Raw genomic sequence first — 18,285 nt, 5'->3', positions numbered from 1 at the left:
ATAGGCGATTTGTCTACCAAGGTCGTCTCGTTGCTTGGTTGAACTAACTCGGCAGTAGCAGACAATGGAAGTTCTAGCTGCACCACGGAGGTAGGATTCGACATGAAAAAGTCTTTGTCCTGCTTCGTTTTTGATGCTTTCAATCTTGCCATTGTCTGCGTACTTCCTTAAAGTGTTTGGGTGCAGTCCCAGTTGTTTAACTGCTTCTCGTAGTGGTACATAAGCCATACCACTATCTTAGCATTTATGAGGATATGTAATCTATTGTTAGTAAATAACTAGCTATTGGCTAACCTCAAACAAGTAGGAGACACATTATATTGTTTATTTTATTGAATTTAAATATTGAATTTAAATTAAGTTCAAATATATTTAGTTCCCAAACTCATCATCTGTGTATCATCCTCCTAAGGAAATATACAGATTGGCAGATGAAGTTAAAAGATTAGGCGCTCAGTACTTATGCTGCCCAGTATAAGCTTTAATCAAATATCCCCAAGTTTTACTTAGGAATTTGGAAGTTAGGTAAAGTGGCCTAACTTCACAATCTAGCCCATACCGCAGTTAGTCTGATACCTGAGCGCCAAGGCTCATAGGTTTTTTTGCCGAGTTTCGCGCCACACTTCCACCATTCGACCCCAATTGGTACTAAATTCGCCTAGACCCCATAGGCTCCCTGGTCTTTCTTCATCCCAAGAGGAGGAAAGAACACCATAAGTAATCCCCAAAACTCCAATGCCAAATAATCCCATATTCACCAATAACACGGCAATGGGAGGCAGTTGGATTTCTGTATACGTAGCCAGTAAATAACTCACTACTAGGGTTGTAATGCCCAAAGCTGTTGGTATACCACAGAATCCCGCCACACGCCGGATCATCCTTTGGCTAACAACCTCGGGAATGGCCATTTCTTCTTTAGTGAAAGGTGGCTGATTGCTAGGGGGTCTTTCTGCAGTCTTTACCTGTGCTTGTGGTTTACTGGTGCCTTTGGTGGGTTTTTGGCGCTTGGTTTTTGGTTCAAAAGGTAAGGGGCTGCGATCGGATTCTTCAGCAGACATAAGCGATAATTCCTACCCACGAATACCGAGACGACCAATTAAATCTTGATATTTTTCCCGACTACCTTGTTGAATATAGGAGAGAAGACGCTTGCGCTGACCAATCATCTTCAATAATCCCCGACGGGAGGAATGGTCTTTTTTATTTGCCTGGAGATGTAAGCTGAGGCGACTAATGCGGTCGGTCAGCATGGCAACTTGAACTTCGGCAGAACCAGTATCGGTTTCGTGAACTTGATAGTTCGACATGATTTCTTGTTTGCGCTGTTGCGTCAGAGCCATGATAGATTCAGTTTCTAGTTATGTTAAATGTATGCAGCAATCTCCCATGATATCACAGCCGCCAAATTGTTGGTATGAATCAGCAATCAGTATTTTGGCTGTATGGGCCGGTATGTCCATATTTCAACTGCTTGTGTCAACTCCTACCCTAGCAACTAATGCAGTTTTTGGTAAGCAGCCAAAATAATCTTTTCAGTTTCATCCCAATTGATACATTTATCGGTTACGGAAACACCATACTTTAACTCTTCTCGCTTACCGGTTATGGGTTGATTACCTTCATATAGGTTTGATTCCAGCATTACACCTACTATTGATGTATTACCATCAACTATTTGTTGAATCACATCTTCTAATACATTCGGTTGTAATTTGTAATCTTTATTAGTATTTCCATGGCTACAGTCGATGACAATTCTTGGTGATAAATCCGCCTCTTTTAATTTTTCTTCTACCAGTTTGACATTTGCTGCTTCAAAGTTAGGCTGACTACCACCACGTAAAATAACGTGACCATAGGGATTTCCTCTAGTTTCAAATACACTAACCTGTCCTTTATGATTAATGCCTAAGAAACTATGAGGACTTTTAGCAGACTGTAAAGCATTTAAAGCGACTTGAATATTACCATCAGTACCATTTTTAAACCCTACAGGCATGGAAAGTCCACTAGCCATTTCACGATGGGTCTGTGATTCAGTAGTTCGTGCGCCAATGGCAGACCATGTAATCAACTCACTAATATATTGAGGTATGATGGGATCTAGTGCCTCTGTACCCGCTGGTAAACCCAACTCTACTATTTTTAGCAGTAGGCTACGTGCAGTTAATAAACCTTTTTCTACATGGAAAGAATCATCCATATCTGGATCATTAATCAATCCTTTCCATCCCACTGTAGTGCGGGGTTTTTCAAAGTACACCCTCATAATGAGTAGCAGTTTATCCTTCACTCTGTCAGATAAAACTTTCAATTTCTGGGCGTATTCCAGTGCTGCTTCTGGATCATGAATTGAGCATGGCCCAACTACAATGAATTTTCTGCTGTCCTGGAAATCTAGGATATTTTTGATTTCCTGTCTATATTGCCAAACATTCTGTTCAGCCAATTTAGTTAAAGGTAATTTTGTTTTGACTTCATTCGGCGTTAATAATACGTGAGAGTTCTTGATGTTAGTATTAAATAATTTATTGTGCATAGAGCCAAACTGGTGATTTTTGCTATTCTCCTGAGAGGATGTTGATCAATTATTTTCAGCCGTCTAGCCATTGCCATACTAAGTAGCATGATATTGACTCACTTTGCTTAAAATACTGCACTGTCCGTTGATTACACGGTAATAGGCATAGGGAATTGAAAACGCTGAGTTTTTCTTGAGTTCACCATGGGTGTAGTAGCGAATTATATGCGCACAAAATTTTTCAAACATCCTCTGAGGGAAAGTTTATATACCATTTTAAATCAAATTCACCACACTGAGTTACAGATTTTTCAAATAACCAAGAGTTTTGTCTGTTAATTTCTCAATTTAACCGGCAAAATCCTATTTGATTCCTTAAAATGGGCATAAATTTAAAAACCCGTTTTCTGGAAACTGGGGTAATTCTCTCTCACACCACAGTGGTTTAGACATAAGCTTACTCGGTTAAAATTATATATGCAATTAATTATACATATATTTGAGAAATCGAAATCAATGGACTAGTTCTCAATTGTTGTGTTTTCATCACTTTCAGCCATGAGCTTGATTGCGCGATCGCATTTTCGTTATAAACACCATTTTGTAGTTGAACAGTTATGGGAACTTATGTATCATCACCCTGGTTCATAGAGATTTCTTGCTCATTCCAAAAAAAAAGGAGCCTCATTAACAGGCTCCCTGATTATAAGGTGCAAACAAAATCTATTCAATGGCGATCGCCATGAAATTATTTATTAATTTCATTAACAAATCTTGATATGAATACTTTCTCAATGATGAATAAACTCTTCACTCAACCTTGATAGGTATTCATAACATTTTACATATATGAAGTAAGATTAACCAGTGCAATTCCCTCTGATTAGATACACTTATACAATAGTACAGTTTTTACTATATCTCACTGCAATTTAACAATTAAATCATTTTTTTATTTTTATTTTTTGAGAGAATTAAAAAAAAATGATTAATTTAAATTTTCTGAAACTTCCCACACCCAAATCCAGCTCTTAAAGTCATAGCTTGGGTGGCGTAGCTATACCTGACCTACAAGTAAGATGGTTATCAAACCAGAGTTATACATGGGGACTGTCACAAGAACATGGTTTTTACTCTTATTGTTATCAGAAATTTACTCAATGCTACCCTGAGTTTCTTGCAAATAACTTAATAACCAATTCGCGGCCGTTGCTCTACGAGTCTGTCGCGGACCAAATTCACCAATTTTGTAACCTTTAAAACCCAATTTTTCTTTCAAAATTTGTTTATTGTCTTTAGGAATGGCACGAGTTAATTTTACCGTTGCTGGGCGGCTATCAATGAAATCAGGTGGTTCTGGGTAATCATCTCGCCATTCTGATGTGACTTCGCTGTTATCCCATTTAGCAATTGAAGAGTCATAGCGATAACCTAAATAGTGCCATACTAATTGATTGACTATGGCATCACCAATTTTATCATCAAGAATAGCCCAGATAGTTTCTGTATTCAGTGGCGGCAAGTTAGACATGATCGATTCAAATTTTACAGTTGACCTGTGAGCAGATTAAATATTGGTCAGCAGTTGTAGTTAAACTGAGAGAATCCTACAAACTAGACTAATCTTATCGCTTTTTACAAATATTTAAAGATTATCAGTATCTTCTTGACACTCCGCGCACTCATATGATGGAGATTCTCAGTTCATTCGGCCTCCCTAGGGACTAAATCAATACAAGCATCTAGCCTTGTGGGATAGATCCACAAGCTGACAATGCACCTCATTTCAAGGTTGGGGTCTGCGGAGAAGCCGATGCCACAAGAGTTAGAATTATTGAGGTTATACAGTTTAAATGGGGGACAATTCAGTTTATGCCGAATCCTACACCACTACCCAAGATAGTCCGCGCCCATGTATTTATTTCCGGTCGAGTGCAAGGAGTAGGCTATCGCTATGCTACCGTCGATACAGCGACTCAGTTGGGATTAACCGGTTGGGTGCGGAATCTTCCCGATAACCGTGTAGAAGCAGTTTTTGAAGGGGCGCGGGTGGTTGTAGAACAGATGGTTCGCTGGTGTCACACTGGACCACCTGCTGCAGTGGTCAAAGATGTTGTGCTTGAGTATGAAAAACCTCAAGGTTTGCGGGGGTTTGAAGTTAAGCCTTTGGATTGAACTCTCCCAGACCGCAGTTAAAAAAGCTCTGGGGAAATGAGTAATCAATTCACTGCCAATACAACCGAACCTGTAATTTTGCCACTACGTAGGGCATATAAAGCTTGATTTGCTTCAGCTAGAGGAAAAGAATTAACTTCGGTGTGGATGGGGATTTTCGGTGCTATAGCCAGAAATTCTTCTCCATCTTGGCGAGTTAAATTCGCCACCGATCGCAAAACTCTTTCTTGCCAGAGGATTTCATAGGGAAAAGCCGGAATATCACTCATGTGAATACCAGCACAAACCACAATACCACCTTTAGCTACTGCACGCAAGGCAGCTGGAACTAATTTTCCTACAGGAGCAAAGATAATTGCTGCATCCAAGGGTTCTGGCGGTAAGATGTTGGAATTTCCAGACCAAGTTGCACCTAATTGACGGGCAAACTCTTGTCCCTGAATATCTCCTGGACGGGTAAAGGCGAAAACTTGTCTGCCATGATAACGAGCCAGTTGAATCAAAATGTGGGCAGATGAACCAAAACCATAAAAACCCAGTTTTCCAGCATCACCAGTCATGCTGTAAGCGCGATAGCCAATTAAACCACCACATAATAGAGGTGCTGCTTGTAAGTCAGGATAGCTGGGGTCTAGGGTAAAACAAAAACGGTGGTCAGCTACGGTATAATCTGCATAACCACCATCTAAGTTATAACCCGTAAACTCAGCATAATCGCAAAGATTTTCACGATTAGAAACACAGTAACGGCAGTAATTACAAGTATGGCCGAGCCAAGGAACACCCACACGTTGACCGATATGAAAATTAACAACACTATCACCTTTGGCCTCAACCGTACCGACAATTTGATGTCCTGGGATTAAAGGTAGTTTTGGATGAGTTAATTCGCCATCTACTATATGTAAATCCGTGCGACACACAGCACAGGCATGAACACGAATCAGCACTTGCTCAGAATTGGGTTTTGGTACTGGTAACTCAACTAGGCGTAGAGGTTGGCGCGGCGCATCCAAAATCATTGCACGCATAGGTAATTATATGGTCAAAATTTTCTGTATTTATATGGTATGGGCAATTCATGAATTGACCCTAGCTCTAGAGATGGAGATAATTTTCCCCCATGCTTCCCAGGTATCTAACTCTTTTGTAAATTCTATTGACTTTTTATAAAGTATTCGTTACACTTGTTTACATAAGTTAGCAAATACCTCAAACCATTTTAAGTAAATCAGTATCAATCAAGTTGCTTTGGACTTGAGCTAAAATTTCGCTTCTTAGTATTGTTGTATCTAAATCGTCATTCTTACTTCTGTGAATCAGAAACCTCAGTTGCCAAGCTGAGGTTTTTTGTTGCTTACTGAGCGTTAATTGAGATTTTGTTGATATTTTGGCATTTTCTTGCGGCTAAATCACGCAGCGATCGCTACATTAGAAAATACATGACGAGATTTATTGATAGGTGACTCACACAAAACCATGAGTGAAAATGTAACGATTTTTCAAAATCCTTTACTTAAAGGTTCAGGCTTACCCCCCTTTCAGGACATTCAACCAGAGCAAGTAATACCAGCCTTCGGGCAGCTACTGGCCGAACTTGACCAGAAGCTAACTATTTTAGAAACTAATATCGAACTTACTTGGAAAGGCTTAGTAGAACCACTAGAAAAGCTCACAGAACAGCTCAACTGGACTTGGGGCATAGTTGGCCATTTAATGGGTGTCAAGAATAGCCCTGAACTAAGGACAGCATATGAAAGCGTACAACCACAAGTAGTACAGTTTCTTAACAAGCTTGGTCAAAGCCAATCAATTTACAATGGTCTCAAGGCACTGCGCGCCAGTGAGAACTGGGCTACCTTAGAATCAGCCCAACAGCGAATTGTAGAAGCCGCCATCAGAGATGCCGAACTTTCCGGTGTGGGCTTACAACCAGAAGCGAGAGAGCGTTTTAACACCATCCAAATGGAGTTAGCAGAACTAGCTACCAAATTCTCAAACCATGTCCTAGATGCGACTAAAGCCTTTAGCTTAACCCTGACTAAAAAAGCAGAAATTGACGGCTTACCCGATAGCTTATTGAGTTTAGCAGCACAGGCTGCCCGTGATGCGGGAGATGAAAACGCCACCCCAGAAAATGGCCCTTGGCGGATTACTTTAGACTTTCCCAGCTATGGGCCATTCATGCAGCACAGCACCCGGCGAGATTTACGGGAAAAACTCTATAAAGCTTATATAACTCGTGCTTCATCCGGAGAGTTAAATAATCAGGCGCTAATTGAGCGTACCTTGGAGTTGCGCCAAGAATTAGCCAAATTACTAGGCTTTGAAAATTATGCTGAGTTGAGTTTAGCCAGTAAAATGGCTCCCAATGTGACAGCAGTTGAGGCACTATTAGAAGAACTACGTCAAGCCAGTTATGATGCTGCCGTTAAAGACTTAGAAGAACTCAAAGCCTTTGCTTCCTCTAAGAAAGCAGCGGAAGCCGAGAATTTACAACACTGGGACACCAGCTTCTGGTCAGAACGTCAACGGGAAGAAAAATTTGCCTTCACCGCCGAAGAATTACGTCCTTATTTTCCCCTACCCCAAGTCTTAGATGGGTTATTTGGACTGGTGAAGCGGTTGTTTGGTGTGACCGTCACTCCCGCCGATGGTCAAGCCCCAGTCTGGCATGAAAATGTACGTTATTTCCAAATTGCTGATGAAAGTGGTAGTCCCCTAGCTTACTTCTACCTGGACCCCTACAGCCGCCCGGCAGAAAAACGCGGTGGTGCTTGGATGGATGTATGTATTAATCGCAGCAAAATAACTGAGAATGGTGTGACATCGATTCGTTTACCTGTGGCCTATTTGGTATGTAACCAAACTCCTCCTGTGGATGGTAAGCCTAGTTTGATGACTTTCTATGAAGTAGAAACTTTATTTCATGAGTTTGGCCATGGCTTGCAGCATATGCTCACCAAAGTAGACTATACTGGAGCCGCAGGTATTAATAATGTAGAATGGGATGCTGTGGAACTACCCAGTCAGTTCATGGAAAACTGGTGCTATGAGCGACCAACTTTGTTTGGTATGGCAAAGCATTATCAAACGGGTGCAGCCCTACCAGAGCATTATTACCAAAAACTCCTGGCAGCACGTAACTATATGAGTGGTAGTGTGATGTTGCGGCAAATTCACTTTAGCAGTGTCGATTTAGAACTACACTATCGTTATCGGCCTGGTAGTGGGGAAACAGCCGCAGATGTGCGTCATCGCATTGCCAAAAGTACTACAGTTTTATCACCACTACCAGAAGATGCTTTTTTATGTGCCTTCGGACACATTTTTGCTGGGGGTTATGCCGCAGGTTATTACAGTTATAAGTGGGCTGAGGTATTGAGTGCTGACGCATTTGCCGCTTTTGAAGAAGCTGGTTTAGAGGATGAACAGGCGATAAAAGCCACAGGGAGACGTTACCGTGATACGGTACTGGCTCTAGGTGGTAGTCAACATCCTATGAAGGTGTTTGAATCTTTCCGAGGTCGTCAACCCAGTACAGTGTCTTTACTCAAGCATACTGGTTTATTACCAGATGCAGCTTAGTGACATCCCGGCAGTTCTTCTCATCTACAAGGGTGTGTTAGCCGATGGCATAACATACCCTTGGTCAAATTGATATGATAGTTAACTTGTCTACATCTGTGTTCATCTGTGGTTAATTATTTCCCCCCAATACCTGAATTGAGTTAAAAAATGGTAGGTAAATTCTGATGACAAATCCAGATATATAGTTATATGAAAATGATTGGCAATACTTAAGTATTGCCAATAGTTGAGAAATATTAACATAGATTATTAAAAAAAATAACTAAGATAATAGTTTATAAACTTTATTACGCTAAATTAAAACTATACCCAGCCTAGTATAAATTTATGTAAATCAGAGCCAAAAAACTCAAGATTAATTAACTATCTGTCACTTTTTCCAGTGACAATGGTCATTAATTAAAAGTTTGTACCGACTTACTGACTAGGTTGTTTGTGCTGAAGTCGAGATGTTCAACTCAGCCAACTAATAAGAGTAAACACCAAAGGAACTTTAACGGCGAGAAGTAACAATGATTGCAAGAATTTTACTAGCAGTTTCTGGCTTAGGCCACGCAGAAGAAATGCTGAAAGTCTTAAAAGAGATGCCCTCAATTAAATCTGCCAAAGTGACGGTTCTCCATGTTGTACCTTCCCAAAGTACTGCGGCTGCTATGACAGATAAATGGGAAGAGGGCGGTAAAATCTTAGCTAGTGCTATTCAATCTCTCAATTTAGACCCTAGTCAGGTGTCTTCCATTCTGCGACAAGGTGACCCCAAAGACCTGGTTTGTCAGGTAGCAGATGAAATTGATGCTGACTTGATTATTATGGGTTCACGGGGACTGAAACGCCTACAATCCATTTTATCTAATTCAGTTAGTCAGTATGTTTTCCAGCTATCTTCTCGCCCTATGTTGCTGGTCAAAGACGACATTTATGTGAAGAGAATTAAGCGCGTTATGGTGGCCATGGATAACTCCGAGCCAGCCAAAAAATGCTTAAGTTTGGCGCTATTTTTGTTACGAGATATCCCCGGTAGTCAGTTAATTTTAACCAATATTACTACAGATTTACGTACCAAACAATCTCAGGTCACTGAAATTACCCCAGATAAAAATTCCAATTTGGCATGGGCGGTGGCTGAAGCGCAAAAGTACGGTGTACAAACTCGTTGTTTCACAAGTAGCGGTAAACCAGGTGAAGAAATTTGCCGCATAGCAGAAGAGTTAAATATAGATTTATTATTGCTCGGTTCTCCAGACCGCCGCCCATCCGTGGCTAAGAGTTTTGTGGATATAGACAGACTCATCGGTGCTTCTTTGTCTGACTATGTTCGAGTTCATGCAACTTGTCCTGTGTTGTTGGCGCGGACTGTCGCCTAACATCAGGTCAATAAAGAACCCCCGCACCAGTGGTGTTGGGGTTCTTGGTGTTATGCACAAATATCAAGAATCTTTTCCACCTTCACGGCTAGCAGTTTGGATGTAAAGAATTATTAAAAACACTGCGGGCACTAGAACGAACAGAATGCTCGCTACGAACCCTAGGTCATTCACTTGCATAGCAAGAAAGCCTCTCTTTAATTTTAGTTTTTAGTGAACAATTTTAGAATAGCATTATCGATGCCAGTGTTACCTCAAATTTTTTTTACGTCGCGTCGGTCTGAAAATTTAAATGTTAAGGTTTGGTGACTACACTCACAGGTCCATTGACTAGGGTTTGACAGGCCAGGCGGTAATTATCAGGTTTTTTCTTAAATTTGCGGTTCTCTACATCTGTGCGGGGGGAAAGATTTTCTATTCCTTCGACTATCTCCACAATGCAGGTGCCACACTGACCATTGCCGCCGCAATTGGTCATTTTACCAATAAATTTATATATGTCAATGCCATTTTGCATGGCTTTGAGCCGAAGATTAGCCCCATCCGCTGCTATTACTTCTTGGTTTTCTTTGACAAATTTGATGTTCCCCATGGCTTATTTGTACCTTTTTGACTGTAGGCGTTTTTTTATAAAGCTGATTTTGGCATAGAGCGCCCACACTATCTTACTTAATTTCTGTCCAAATATTACAAAATACTAAGGGATATCAAGTTTAGAAAAGAAAAAACTGCCAAATAAATAGGACAGGTATCCTACCTGTCCCAAAAATTGGTCATAGGTTGGCTTACCTGAAACCAACAGCTGCTTGCCATACAAACGCCAGCAACAAGAAAAAGACGGGAATAATGGGGAGAACATCTACCAAAGGATCGAAAATTTGGTAAGCTTCAGGCAATTTGGCTAATAACAATGCTGCTTCCATGTTTGTTTAAATCCACCTATCTAACACAGACTTCATAATTGAAGTGTATCTTAACATGGTTTGGGGATGGGGTATTTAATATTTTTAGATAGCAAAATTCTTTCCTGGGTTCCCATTCCCCATTTTCTCCCTAGTTAAGCCATTGTGCGAATTCCCTGGCAAAGCGATCGCTTAATATTGCTTCACGAATCTTCTGGGTAAAGCGAATTAACTCCGTAATGTTGTGAATACTCAACAACGTGTAGCCTAATATTTCCTGCGATCGCACTAAATGAGAGATGTAAGCACGGCTAAAATTTTGACAAGCATAACAAGAGCAAGTTTCATCTAATGGTGCATAATCTTCACGAAACTTAGCATTCTTTAAATTCCAGCGTTCCCCTTGCACAATTGCTGTACCGTGTCGCGCCCAACGGGTAGGAATCACACAATCAAATAAATCTACACCAGAAGCGATGGCAATAGCCATTTCCCGATAAGTACCCACACCCATCAAATAACGAGGCTTTTCCGGTGGTAATAGTGGCGCTGTAGTGCGCACAATATCAGCCATGAGTTCAGGTGGTTCTCCCACACTCACACCACCAATAGCGTATCCCGGCAAATCCAACTCAGCTAAAGCCTCAGCCGCTTGGACGCGTAAATCCAGATACACCCCACCTTGGACGATACCAAACAAAGCTTGATCACTGCGTTGATGAAAAGAAATACAGCGTTCTAGCCAACGATAAGTCCTCTGAGTTGCCGCTTGTACATCTTCGCGGGTAGCTGGATAAGGGGGACATTCATCAAAAGCCATGATCACATCAGCCCCTAGAGTATTTTGGATCTCTATAGAGCGTTCCGGTGTTAAATGAATAATTTGCCCATCATGAGGTGAGCGAAAAGTTACACCATCTTCAGAAATTTTCCGCATTTCGCTCAAGCTGAATACTTGAAACCCACCGGAATCTGTGAGCATTGGTCCATTCCAGCCCATAAATTTGTGTAACCCACCACCTCCAGCGACAATTCTCTCCCCTGGTTGCAGATGGAGATGATAAGTATTAGAAAGTATCATCTGCGCCCCAGTACTCATTAACTGTTCTGGGGTAACAGTTTTGACATTTGCCAGAGTCCCCACTGGCATAAATCTTGGGGTTTCCACAGATCCATGAGGGGTCATAAACACCCCAGCCCTGGCTTTTGTCTGGCTACATTGAGCCAGGGATTGAAAAGAAAAATTTTGACTCAAAGTAAAAGTAATGCTATTCCGCTAAATGTATAAACAAAAACCCGAAATCCTGGCAATTGATTCTTCATGAACACTTAAGGACTCACAAATAAACCATTACCAATTTTTTGAGTATATGCTAATCAAAAGGAGTCGGAACCATCATCGTCAATTTCCGCATCCCATTTAGCGGAGAAAACCTGCTCCATCATCGCTTCTATGGCGTTGAAATTCAAGTTGCGTTCTTTTCGCTCTTGTAAAGGAGTCGAAAGTGGAATCAGCCGTAAACACATATGTTCTTGGAACAAATCAAAGTAAGTTTGTTGTTGCGGGGACTGTTTAAGTTCCAGGTAATCAAAGCTATCAAGATTTAAGTAAAGCGCACAGTTAGCAACGACTGTAGACCTTTGGGGATTAACAAAAACTTCCATCACATCTCCCTCACCCTCGCTCTGTAAGCCTTCTTGGGTGTAGATATAGCGGACTCGCCCTAAATCAGACAGCAATCGTCGCATATCAAGCTTATTTACAATTATTCCCGTATTAACAATACACGGAGCTGGTATCCTGGTGTGCGGTAGATGGTGACTCATAGGAAAATAGGAGATAAGCAAAGGTCAGGTATAAAAAAGCGAAACTGTGACTTGAACAGCCTGTGGCCTGCTTTTGAAAAAATATCAATTTTGGAGGGCTAATGTCTAATACAGTCTAGGGTAATTTATTAGTTGCCGAATGCAAAATCTAATTCTTTATATTAAGTAATAGGATGAATCAACCTCAGTGGTGGAAAAGATTATTCTTTCATGTATTTGCCAGTATTACTTTTTATACAGCTATTCCTCTACCTTATGTCAATGGGCTAGACTTCCGCAGAGCAGCGTATTTTGCCCCCCTGGTAGGGGTGATGATTGGCGGTATTTTAGGGCTATGTGATACCGCGATGAATTATCTAGGGATACCATTGCTAACTCGTAGCGCTTTAGTAGTGGTTATCTGGATTGCTATAACTGGAGGATTGCACTTAGATGGGGCTATGGATACTGCTGATGGTTTAGCGGTGGCTAACCCGGAAAAACGCTTAGAGGTGATGACAGACAGCGCTACAGGGGCTTTTGGGGCTATGGCAGCTATGGCAGTAATATTACTCAAAACCACAGCTTTAACGGATATTTTAGACCACCGTTGCCTACTGCTGATGGCAGCTTGTGGATGGGGACGCTGGGGACAACAACTCGCCATCGCCCGGTATCCTTACCTCAAACCCACTGGTAAAGGCGCATTTCACAAACAAGCCATTCGTTCATATCCCGATTTATTACCAGGACTGTTTTTACTCTTGAGCTTGAGTGTGTTAATGACGTTATTCCATAGCAAGTATCTATTTTTTGCCCTCAGTATGAGCGGGGTGGGAAGTGCGATCGCTCTCCTGACCGGTTTATGGTTCCATTATCAATTAGGCGGACACACAGGAGATACTTATGGCGCGGTAGTTGAGTGGACAGAAGCCTTATTTCTCTGTGTTCTCACCATTTTTTAAGATTTTTTAATTACTTCACCGCTTGCAGTTTTGTTACCTTCAGTTCAAAAAGTCCCACCCCAGTTTCCCCAAAGGAGCGGACGCGGATAATATACTTTCCTGTTTCCTGAATGCGGGTAAACAGTAAGGAATTGGTAGTACCATCAGGTCCATCATCATTTTCCGCCACTGTGGCTCCATTAGGTCCCAAGAGTGTAATGACGGTATCAAAACTCTCAGAATTCAAATCAATCACTAGCTTATCACCCTTATTCAGGTTGACTATATAATCCCGGCCAAAGCCACCTTGTCCCGTGGGGATATCTTTTTCTGAAAGGGTATCGGACAGTTCAGTACTGGGAGTTATAGGAATAGGATTATACAATTCGTTTTGAGCATATCCCACAGTTGTATTTATGCCTATGACCAACAAGGTGGTAGGAATCATCATTAGTTCTCTTAAACCCACCAGAAAAGCTTTACTAATCATTAGTGTTCTCACAAAACAGGTCGCCACATTTAGGATAGATGGATGAAAGTAACTTTACCTATCAACTTTGAGGTATTTGTCTTTGACCGCAGTAGTAACAGCGGCTAAACCTAAGACAGGAATACCATCCTGATTGAGTGTTTGCACAGCAGACCTGAGGGTGGCACCAGTGGTATAAATATCGTCAACTAACAATATGGGGACATTTATACGACGACTGTGTAATTCTCTCCCAACGCTAAATGCTGACGCTAAGTTACTTTCTCGTTGCGATGCTGATAACCCAAATTGTGCCTCAGTTTCCTGCACTCTTTTTAAACCATTGGCTAGCAATTTTAACCCAGTTGTTTGACAGAAACTTTCAGCTATGAGTGCAGCTTGGTTATAACCGCGTTTTTTTTGCTTATTGGGATGGAGTGGTATGGGGACGACTACAGGGCGTGGTTTACTTTTCGATACATTTGATAACAACCATGCTTCGCCTAACCATTGACCTAACGGACGGGCAATTTGCGGTTGATTTTCATATTTCATCACCGCGATCGCTCGTTTGACAATACCGCCATAGACTCCCCAACCAAATACAGGTATTGCTTGTTGCCATAAAGCAGCAGGATCCCCGTGCTGGCAATTTTTAAGTTGCTTAATACAATAAGGGCAAAATTCTCCAGATGTCGTTCTTTGGCATAAAAGACAACTTGATTGGAGAAACAGGTTGAGAAAGTTGTTAAAATTTTGCTTCCAGGTTGGCATTTCCAGAATGGGAGAACTTAGACTTTGATATGGTTAACTTTTACAGACAAAGTATAATTTTACTTGTAAAATTTATTTCATGGCATTTTATGCTTGAGGAGTTATAACCAGTGTGGCATCACTTAACACTAGGAAAGTGACCAGTCCATGTCCACAAGACTGATAACTTGAGTAGGAACATATTATTTGACGCTCCCAAAACTTACACAATCCTCTCACGACTTCAGCTACGTGAGTAAGGTCTGTAATGTTTAAGCTTGAAAAACCCTGCCAAGGTTGCCAGTAGCACTATATACTGTCTACCAGGACTGTAGATATCACTATTATCAGGCATTTTTTAGCCATTCACTAAACCATGAAACTTGAGGATATATATCAATTCTTTGAGGATCCTCCGCCAGCTTATCTCTGTCAGGAACTAGCAGTTTGTTACATTCTGTACGTTTTAATACAACATGAATCCTATGGCACTGAATTGATCCAGCGACTAGAAACTGAATACCCAGACTATCGACTTTCGGATACCGTACTTTATAGTGCGATCAAATTTCTCGAAGACGAAAAGGCTATTACTGGGTATTGGAAGAAACTCGACGGGCGAGGAAGGCCCAGAAGGATGTACGAACTTTCTCCACAATGGCAAGAACAGTCGCAAAAGTTGGCCCATCTTTGGCAAGATTACATAAAGGAAAGGAAAAATTCATGAATATTTGCTCATAAATTCAGTCTCATCCTATGAAAACAATAATAATTTTAGTTATGAATAATGCAATTGTGCCATCTACGCTCTTGCTCACTTTGTTGTTATCCGTGGGTCTATTTTTCTTTATTCGGGCCTCAACCAAAGACCGCACAACAAAAGCAGAACTTGTATCTGAACAAGACGAAGCTGCTTTAATGCCGAAAGTTAAGGAGTATTTTCGCCAGCGTTCTTACCAAGTAGTCGCCATAGATAGAGAAAAGAATCAAGTGATTTTCGAAGGTTTTGTTCAACCCAGCTTATTTTTAGCCCTGTTTTTAACGCTGTTAGCATCTGCTGGTATGGCTTGTCTAGCATTGGTTTTGTCGCTACTTTTTCCGAACTTTGGCAATTGGTTTCTGGGATTGCTACTATTGTCACCTTTAAGCGGTGTATTTTATTGGCAAAAAGCTGGAAGAATTGAGAAGGTATCCTTGCACATAGAAGAAGCAACCCAGGATAAACTAGGGTTTATAAGTAAACTAACTATAATTGCCCATCGAGATGAACTCATGGAGTTCCAGAGGGCTTTACAGTTAGAATCCGCTGATTGATCACAGCAAGTAGGAAAAGCTAACCGGGATATAAATCTTCCCTACGAAATTGGAGCGCAGGGAAAGGATTATATCCGGTTACAGAGCCTCTTCGGCAATCCATTGCAGGAGAAGGCGACTCAAGTCTCAGGGGATGTGTTTTGCTCTATCTCACTCTCCTGTAGAGCATTTGAATAGAAACAAACCTATACAAACCAATGTTTGAGCCGAAGTTAATTTCTCCATACAGTCGAATTAACTGGACTCCATATCGATGTACTAGCAACTTAGTCAGAAACTAAAAAAAAACGAAAATTTTTCATAAACTGAACCACTTTACCAGTTAAATGATTGACGGAACTCACATTCCATATCTAAAGAGAACCATGAAGAATTCAGCGGCTAGCCACAGCCGCTGGCTCCACACCTGTCGGAGATTCTAATGACCGCAGGCTGGGAAACAAGAAATGGTTTTCTTCTACGTATTGAGCACCAAACAGCCCCTTCTCTGCCCAGAAATAACGGTCTGTGGTATGCTCATTTCGCTTGACAAGTAGCAATGCGGGTGGGGCAATGCCTTCAGCTTGAATAAATTTTCTTGCTGCTGTGACAGGTTTTTCTTCGCCACTTTCAATGCTATATTGAGGCACGTGTTCTAGAATCCGTCGTCCTTCTTGACGACGACGACTTTTCCGCTTCCGTCTTCTAGCCAAAGTATTTTCCTCCTCTTTCAAGCTATAGATTGTAGTTATAGCTACAAAATCAGTGGCAATTATATAAGTTCTAGTTTAAAATATCAAGAGTTTTTAAAGTTTCGATACACAGAAGTAAAACATGAAATTTGTAAAGCATATAATTCCCTAGTGCAAAGCATCACCCAAAAGATTTAGTTAAGCTTTATTTAAAGAGGGATAAAAAATAAAGCAATGCTTTTCTATCTTCCCTGAAATTCTGTAATCCTGAGCAAAAGCTAAAAAAATGTTAATGTCTGCCAGTTCAGATTTTGTTGCTCTATGCCGAGAGCAAATAGCACTGCTAGCCGAAGGGCTGGGAGCATCATTATGTGTTGTTTATCTAACAGAAGAACTGGTAGATGCTCCTGCTGGTAAAGCGAAACTCATTCCTGTGGTGGTTTACCCGGAGACTGCAGTATTACCTCGAGGGAAAGAAATGACGGGAGCAAGACTTGGCGATGTTTTGGTCAGACATGACCAACAGGGTAAGTTATTGCCAGAGGGTACAGGATCAAGGATTTCATTAGACGAGACAAGGAAAGCAGATGCACAAAAAGCAAATTTACACGAGGAATCTCGACTCAGTGAACACCAAATTGTCCTACCTCTGATTCATCAAGGTGTGATGATGGGTCTATTGATTACAGGTAGAGAAGATAGGGACTGGAATCAACACGAACAAAGCGAAATTGAAAAAATCCTGCAAACCATAGCCATCGCGTGTTTCCTAGACCAACGTCGAGCCTGGTTACAGCATCAGCTACATCAACAACAAATTCTGCAAGCACAGCAGCGAGATTTGCTTGATAACCTACTACACCAGTTTCGTAACCCATTGACCGCCTTGCGCACCTTCGGCAAACTGCTATTAAAACGCCTGCGTCCAGGTGATCCCAACCGAGACGTAGGAACTAATATTGTCAGGGAAAGCGATCGCCTCGAAGAATTACTGCGACAGTTCGAGCAAGTAATTGATTGGTCAGAGGGTAATTTCGCCCCCTTGTCATTGCCTGAAAACGAAGTATTTGTGGAAGCAACTGTCGAAAAACAACCCAAACCCGTACTCTTATTGCCAGGAATAGGAGAGAAAAACATTGATTGCTTTGTAGTTGACTTATTAACACCATTATTGGTATCAGCTCAAGCAATAGCACAGGAGCGTCATCTAGAACTCATAACCGAAATTCCCGCCCACTTGCCCCCGGTAAAGGCTAACGTCAAAGCATTACCAGAAGTATTCAGCAATATTATTGATAATGCTCTAAAATACACTCCTCATGGTGGCAAAATAGTCATTCAATTAGGGCAAGAAAAACCTAATTTTCAGGGAATCGCTATTAGTAATACCGGCGCAGGAATTCCACCACAAGACCTAGCCCATTTGGGAGAACGCCATTATCGGGGAGTGCAAGCCCAAAGTCAAATTCCTGGTAGTGGTTTGGGACTAGCGATCGCCAAACAATTAATAGAACAAATGGATGGCGAAATGGAAATTTTCAGCCCTGCAATTAACTCGAGTCTGGTTTCACCCCATACACCGGGAACTACATTTATAATTTGGTTACCAATCACTAATCGCCAATGATTATCTGCTATATAAAACCTAGACAAAGCTAGACTTTACTTTCTACTTCAACGGGAGCATGGGAGCGGTTATCCCTTAGTAGACTTGCACGCCTTAGCCAGACGCGATATTTCTCAAGTTAAGATTTACAAGAAAGACTACCGCT

21 protein-coding genes are annotated in these 18,285 nt (G+C 41.3%); 7 read left to right on the top strand and 14 right to left on the bottom strand.

Annotated features, from left to right (window positions below):
- The 5 genes from PN457_RS04645 to PN457_RS04625 all read right to left on the bottom strand — a co-directional run.
- The coding region (locus PN457_RS04645; protein WP_271731649.1) for a MerR family DNA-binding transcriptional regulator at positions 1-228 on the bottom strand (228 nt) is incomplete at its 3' end.
- Between the two features lie 362 nt (positions 229-590).
- Positions 591-1,061: a PAM68 family protein gene (locus PN457_RS04640; RefSeq protein WP_271731648.1), complete on the bottom strand. Its 471-nt coding sequence runs from the start codon at positions 1,059-1,061 to the stop codon at positions 591-593.
- 12 nt (positions 1,062-1,073) lie between these two features.
- Positions 1,074-1,343: a 30S ribosomal protein S15 gene (rpsO, locus tag PN457_RS04635; protein WP_271731647.1), complete on the bottom strand. Its 270-nt coding sequence runs from the start codon at positions 1,341-1,343 to the stop codon at positions 1,074-1,076.
- 155 nt (positions 1,344-1,498) lie between these two features.
- Entirely contained in the window at positions 1,499-2,542 is a 1,044-nt protein-coding gene (locus tag PN457_RS04630) for a 3-deoxy-7-phosphoheptulonate synthase (RefSeq protein WP_271731646.1), read from the bottom strand.
- A 1,135-nt stretch (positions 2,543-3,677) separates the two neighbouring features.
- Entirely contained in the window at positions 3,678-4,055 is a 378-nt protein-coding gene (locus PN457_RS04625; protein WP_271731644.1) for a DUF1823 family protein, read from the bottom strand.
- A 341-nt stretch (positions 4,056-4,396) separates the two neighbouring features.
- Here PN457_RS04625 and PN457_RS04620 point away from each other — a divergent pair, with 341 nt between their 5' ends.
- Complete coding sequence (locus tag PN457_RS04620; protein WP_271731642.1) at positions 4,397-4,699, top strand: acylphosphatase; 303 nt, start codon at positions 4,397-4,399, stop codon at positions 4,697-4,699.
- Between the two features lie 44 nt (positions 4,700-4,743).
- On the opposite strand, the gene PN457_RS04615 is transcribed toward PN457_RS04620, so the two are convergent.
- A complete protein-coding gene (locus PN457_RS04615; protein ID WP_271731640.1) occupies positions 4,744-5,730 on the bottom strand; it encodes a zinc-dependent alcohol dehydrogenase family protein in 987 nt (328 codons plus the stop codon).
- Positions 5,731-6,178: 448 nt separating this feature from the next.
- Here PN457_RS04615 and PN457_RS04610 point away from each other — a divergent pair, with 448 nt between their 5' ends.
- Both PN457_RS04610 and PN457_RS04605 read left to right on the top strand, forming a co-directional pair.
- Entirely contained in the window at positions 6,179-8,287 is a 2,109-nt protein-coding gene (locus PN457_RS04610) for a M3 family metallopeptidase (protein ID WP_271731639.1), read from the top strand.
- Between the two features lie 515 nt (positions 8,288-8,802).
- A complete protein-coding gene (locus PN457_RS04605; protein WP_271731638.1) occupies positions 8,803-9,654 on the top strand; it encodes a universal stress protein in 852 nt (283 codons plus the stop codon).
- A gap of 63 nt (positions 9,655-9,717) precedes the next feature.
- Here PN457_RS04605 and psbM read toward each other — a convergent pair whose 3' ends face one another.
- The 5 genes from psbM to PN457_RS04580 form a co-directional block, all read right to left on the bottom strand.
- On the bottom strand, positions 9,718-9,834 hold the full coding sequence (gene psbM, locus PN457_RS04600) for a photosystem II reaction center protein PsbM (RefSeq protein ID WP_271731637.1): 117 nt from the start codon (positions 9,832-9,834) through the stop codon (positions 9,718-9,720).
- Between the two features lie 115 nt (positions 9,835-9,949).
- Positions 9,950-10,246: a 2Fe-2S iron-sulfur cluster-binding protein gene (locus tag PN457_RS04595; protein WP_271731635.1), complete on the bottom strand. Its 297-nt coding sequence runs from the start codon at positions 10,244-10,246 to the stop codon at positions 9,950-9,952.
- A 193-nt stretch (positions 10,247-10,439) separates the two neighbouring features.
- The gene (locus PN457_RS04590) at positions 10,440-10,577 is read right to left on the bottom strand and encodes a photosystem II reaction center protein K (RefSeq protein WP_010995059.1); all 138 of its coding nucleotides are present in this window, start codon (positions 10,575-10,577) and stop codon (positions 10,440-10,442) included.
- 130 nt (positions 10,578-10,707) lie between these two features.
- Positions 10,708-11,811 (bottom strand): tRNA guanosine(34) transglycosylase Tgt, encoded by a 1,104-nt coding sequence (gene tgt / locus PN457_RS04585; RefSeq protein ID WP_271731630.1) that lies wholly within the window; start codon positions 11,809-11,811, stop codon positions 10,708-10,710.
- Positions 11,812-11,933: 122 nt separating this feature from the next.
- On the bottom strand, positions 11,934-12,383 hold the full coding sequence (locus tag PN457_RS04580) for a hypothetical protein (protein ID WP_271731629.1): 450 nt from the start codon (positions 12,381-12,383) through the stop codon (positions 11,934-11,936).
- A 173-nt stretch (positions 12,384-12,556) separates the two neighbouring features.
- Here PN457_RS04580 and cobS point away from each other — a divergent pair, with 173 nt between their 5' ends.
- Positions 12,557-13,327, top strand: a complete 771-nt coding sequence (gene cobS, locus PN457_RS04575; RefSeq protein ID WP_271731628.1) for an adenosylcobinamide-GDP ribazoletransferase — start codon at positions 12,557-12,559, stop codon at positions 13,325-13,327.
- A gap of 10 nt (positions 13,328-13,337) precedes the next feature.
- Here cobS and PN457_RS04570 read toward each other — a convergent pair whose 3' ends face one another.
- Both PN457_RS04570 and PN457_RS04565 read right to left on the bottom strand, forming a co-directional pair.
- Entirely contained in the window at positions 13,338-13,796 is a 459-nt protein-coding gene (locus PN457_RS04570) for a PPC domain-containing protein (protein WP_271731627.1), read from the bottom strand.
- 54 nt (positions 13,797-13,850) lie between these two features.
- Positions 13,851-14,549: a ComF family protein gene (locus PN457_RS04565; protein ID WP_271731626.1), complete on the bottom strand. Its 699-nt coding sequence runs from the start codon at positions 14,547-14,549 to the stop codon at positions 13,851-13,853.
- A gap of 355 nt (positions 14,550-14,904) precedes the next feature.
- Between PN457_RS04565 and PN457_RS04560 the strand changes: the two genes are divergently transcribed.
- A complete protein-coding gene (locus tag PN457_RS04560) occupies positions 14,905-15,255 on the top strand; it encodes a PadR family transcriptional regulator (protein ID WP_271731624.1) in 351 nt (116 codons plus the stop codon).
- Positions 15,256-15,308: 53 nt separating this feature from the next.
- Positions 15,309-15,842 (top strand): cofactor assembly of complex C subunit B, encoded by a 534-nt coding sequence (locus PN457_RS04555; RefSeq protein WP_271731623.1) that lies wholly within the window; start codon positions 15,309-15,311, stop codon positions 15,840-15,842.
- 374 nt (positions 15,843-16,216) lie between these two features.
- On the opposite strand, the gene PN457_RS04550 is transcribed toward PN457_RS04555, so the two are convergent.
- Positions 16,217-16,534 carry a DUF3155 domain-containing protein gene (locus PN457_RS04550; RefSeq protein WP_271731621.1) on the bottom strand — a complete coding sequence of 106 codons (318 nt, stop codon included), beginning with the start codon at positions 16,532-16,534 and terminating at the stop codon, positions 16,217-16,219.
- Positions 16,535-16,799: 265 nt separating this feature from the next.
- On the opposite strand from PN457_RS04550, the gene PN457_RS04545 reads away from it, so the two are divergent.
- Positions 16,800-18,140: a sensor histidine kinase gene (locus PN457_RS04545; RefSeq protein WP_271731619.1), complete on the top strand. Its 1,341-nt coding sequence runs from the start codon at positions 16,800-16,802 to the stop codon at positions 18,138-18,140.
- Positions 18,141-18,285 lie beyond the last annotated feature (145 nt).

Source organism: Anabaenopsis arnoldii, from assembly GCF_028331025.1.
Lineage (GTDB): Bacteria > Cyanobacteriota > Cyanobacteriia > Cyanobacteriales > Nostocaceae > Anabaenopsis > Anabaenopsis arnoldii.
Note: the sequence above shows the minus strand (reverse complement) of the source record. Positions and strands in the feature narration are given on the sequence as shown.

Coding starts and splice junctions, on each gene's coding strand:
- PN457_RS04640 (WP_271731648.1), bottom strand. CDS start 1,061: ATGTCTGCTGAAGAATCCGATCGCAGCCCCTTACCTTTTGAACCAAAA.
- rpsO (WP_271731647.1), bottom strand. CDS start 1,343: ATGGCTCTGACGCAACAGCGCAAACAAGAAATCATGTCGAACTATCAA.
- PN457_RS04630 (WP_271731646.1), bottom strand. CDS start 2,542: ATGCACAATAAATTATTTAATACTAACATCAAGAACTCTCACGTATTA.
- PN457_RS04625 (WP_271731644.1), bottom strand. CDS start 4,055: ATGTCTAACTTGCCGCCACTGAATACAGAAACTATCTGGGCTATTCTT.
- PN457_RS04620 (WP_271731642.1), top strand. CDS start 4,397: ATGCCGAATCCTACACCACTACCCAAGATAGTCCGCGCCCATGTATTT.
- PN457_RS04615 (WP_271731640.1), bottom strand. CDS start 5,730: ATGCGTGCAATGATTTTGGATGCGCCGCGCCAACCTCTACGCCTAGTT.
- PN457_RS04610 (WP_271731639.1), top strand. CDS start 6,179: ATGAGTGAAAATGTAACGATTTTTCAAAATCCTTTACTTAAAGGTTCA.
- PN457_RS04605 (WP_271731638.1), top strand. CDS start 8,803: ATGATTGCAAGAATTTTACTAGCAGTTTCTGGCTTAGGCCACGCAGAA.
- psbM (WP_271731637.1), bottom strand. CDS start 9,834: ATGCAAGTGAATGACCTAGGGTTCGTAGCGAGCATTCTGTTCGTTCTA.
- PN457_RS04595 (WP_271731635.1), bottom strand. CDS start 10,246: ATGGGGAACATCAAATTTGTCAAAGAAAACCAAGAAGTAATAGCAGCG.
- PN457_RS04590 (WP_010995059.1), bottom strand. CDS start 10,577: ATGGAAGCAGCATTGTTATTAGCCAAATTGCCTGAAGCTTACCAAATT.
- PN457_RS04580 (WP_271731629.1), bottom strand. CDS start 12,383: ATGAGTCACCATCTACCGCACACCAGGATACCAGCTCCGTGTATTGTT.
- cobS (WP_271731628.1), top strand. CDS start 12,557: ATGAATCAACCTCAGTGGTGGAAAAGATTATTCTTTCATGTATTTGCC.
- PN457_RS04570 (WP_271731627.1), bottom strand. CDS start 13,796: ATGATTAGTAAAGCTTTTCTGGTGGGTTTAAGAGAACTAATGATGATT.
- PN457_RS04565 (WP_271731626.1), bottom strand. CDS start 14,549: ATGCCAACCTGGAAGCAAAATTTTAACAACTTTCTCAACCTGTTTCTC.
- PN457_RS04560 (WP_271731624.1), top strand. CDS start 14,905: ATGAAACTTGAGGATATATATCAATTCTTTGAGGATCCTCCGCCAGCT.
- PN457_RS04555 (WP_271731623.1), top strand. CDS start 15,309: ATGAATAATGCAATTGTGCCATCTACGCTCTTGCTCACTTTGTTGTTA.
- PN457_RS04545 (WP_271731619.1), top strand. CDS start 16,800: ATGTTAATGTCTGCCAGTTCAGATTTTGTTGCTCTATGCCGAGAGCAA.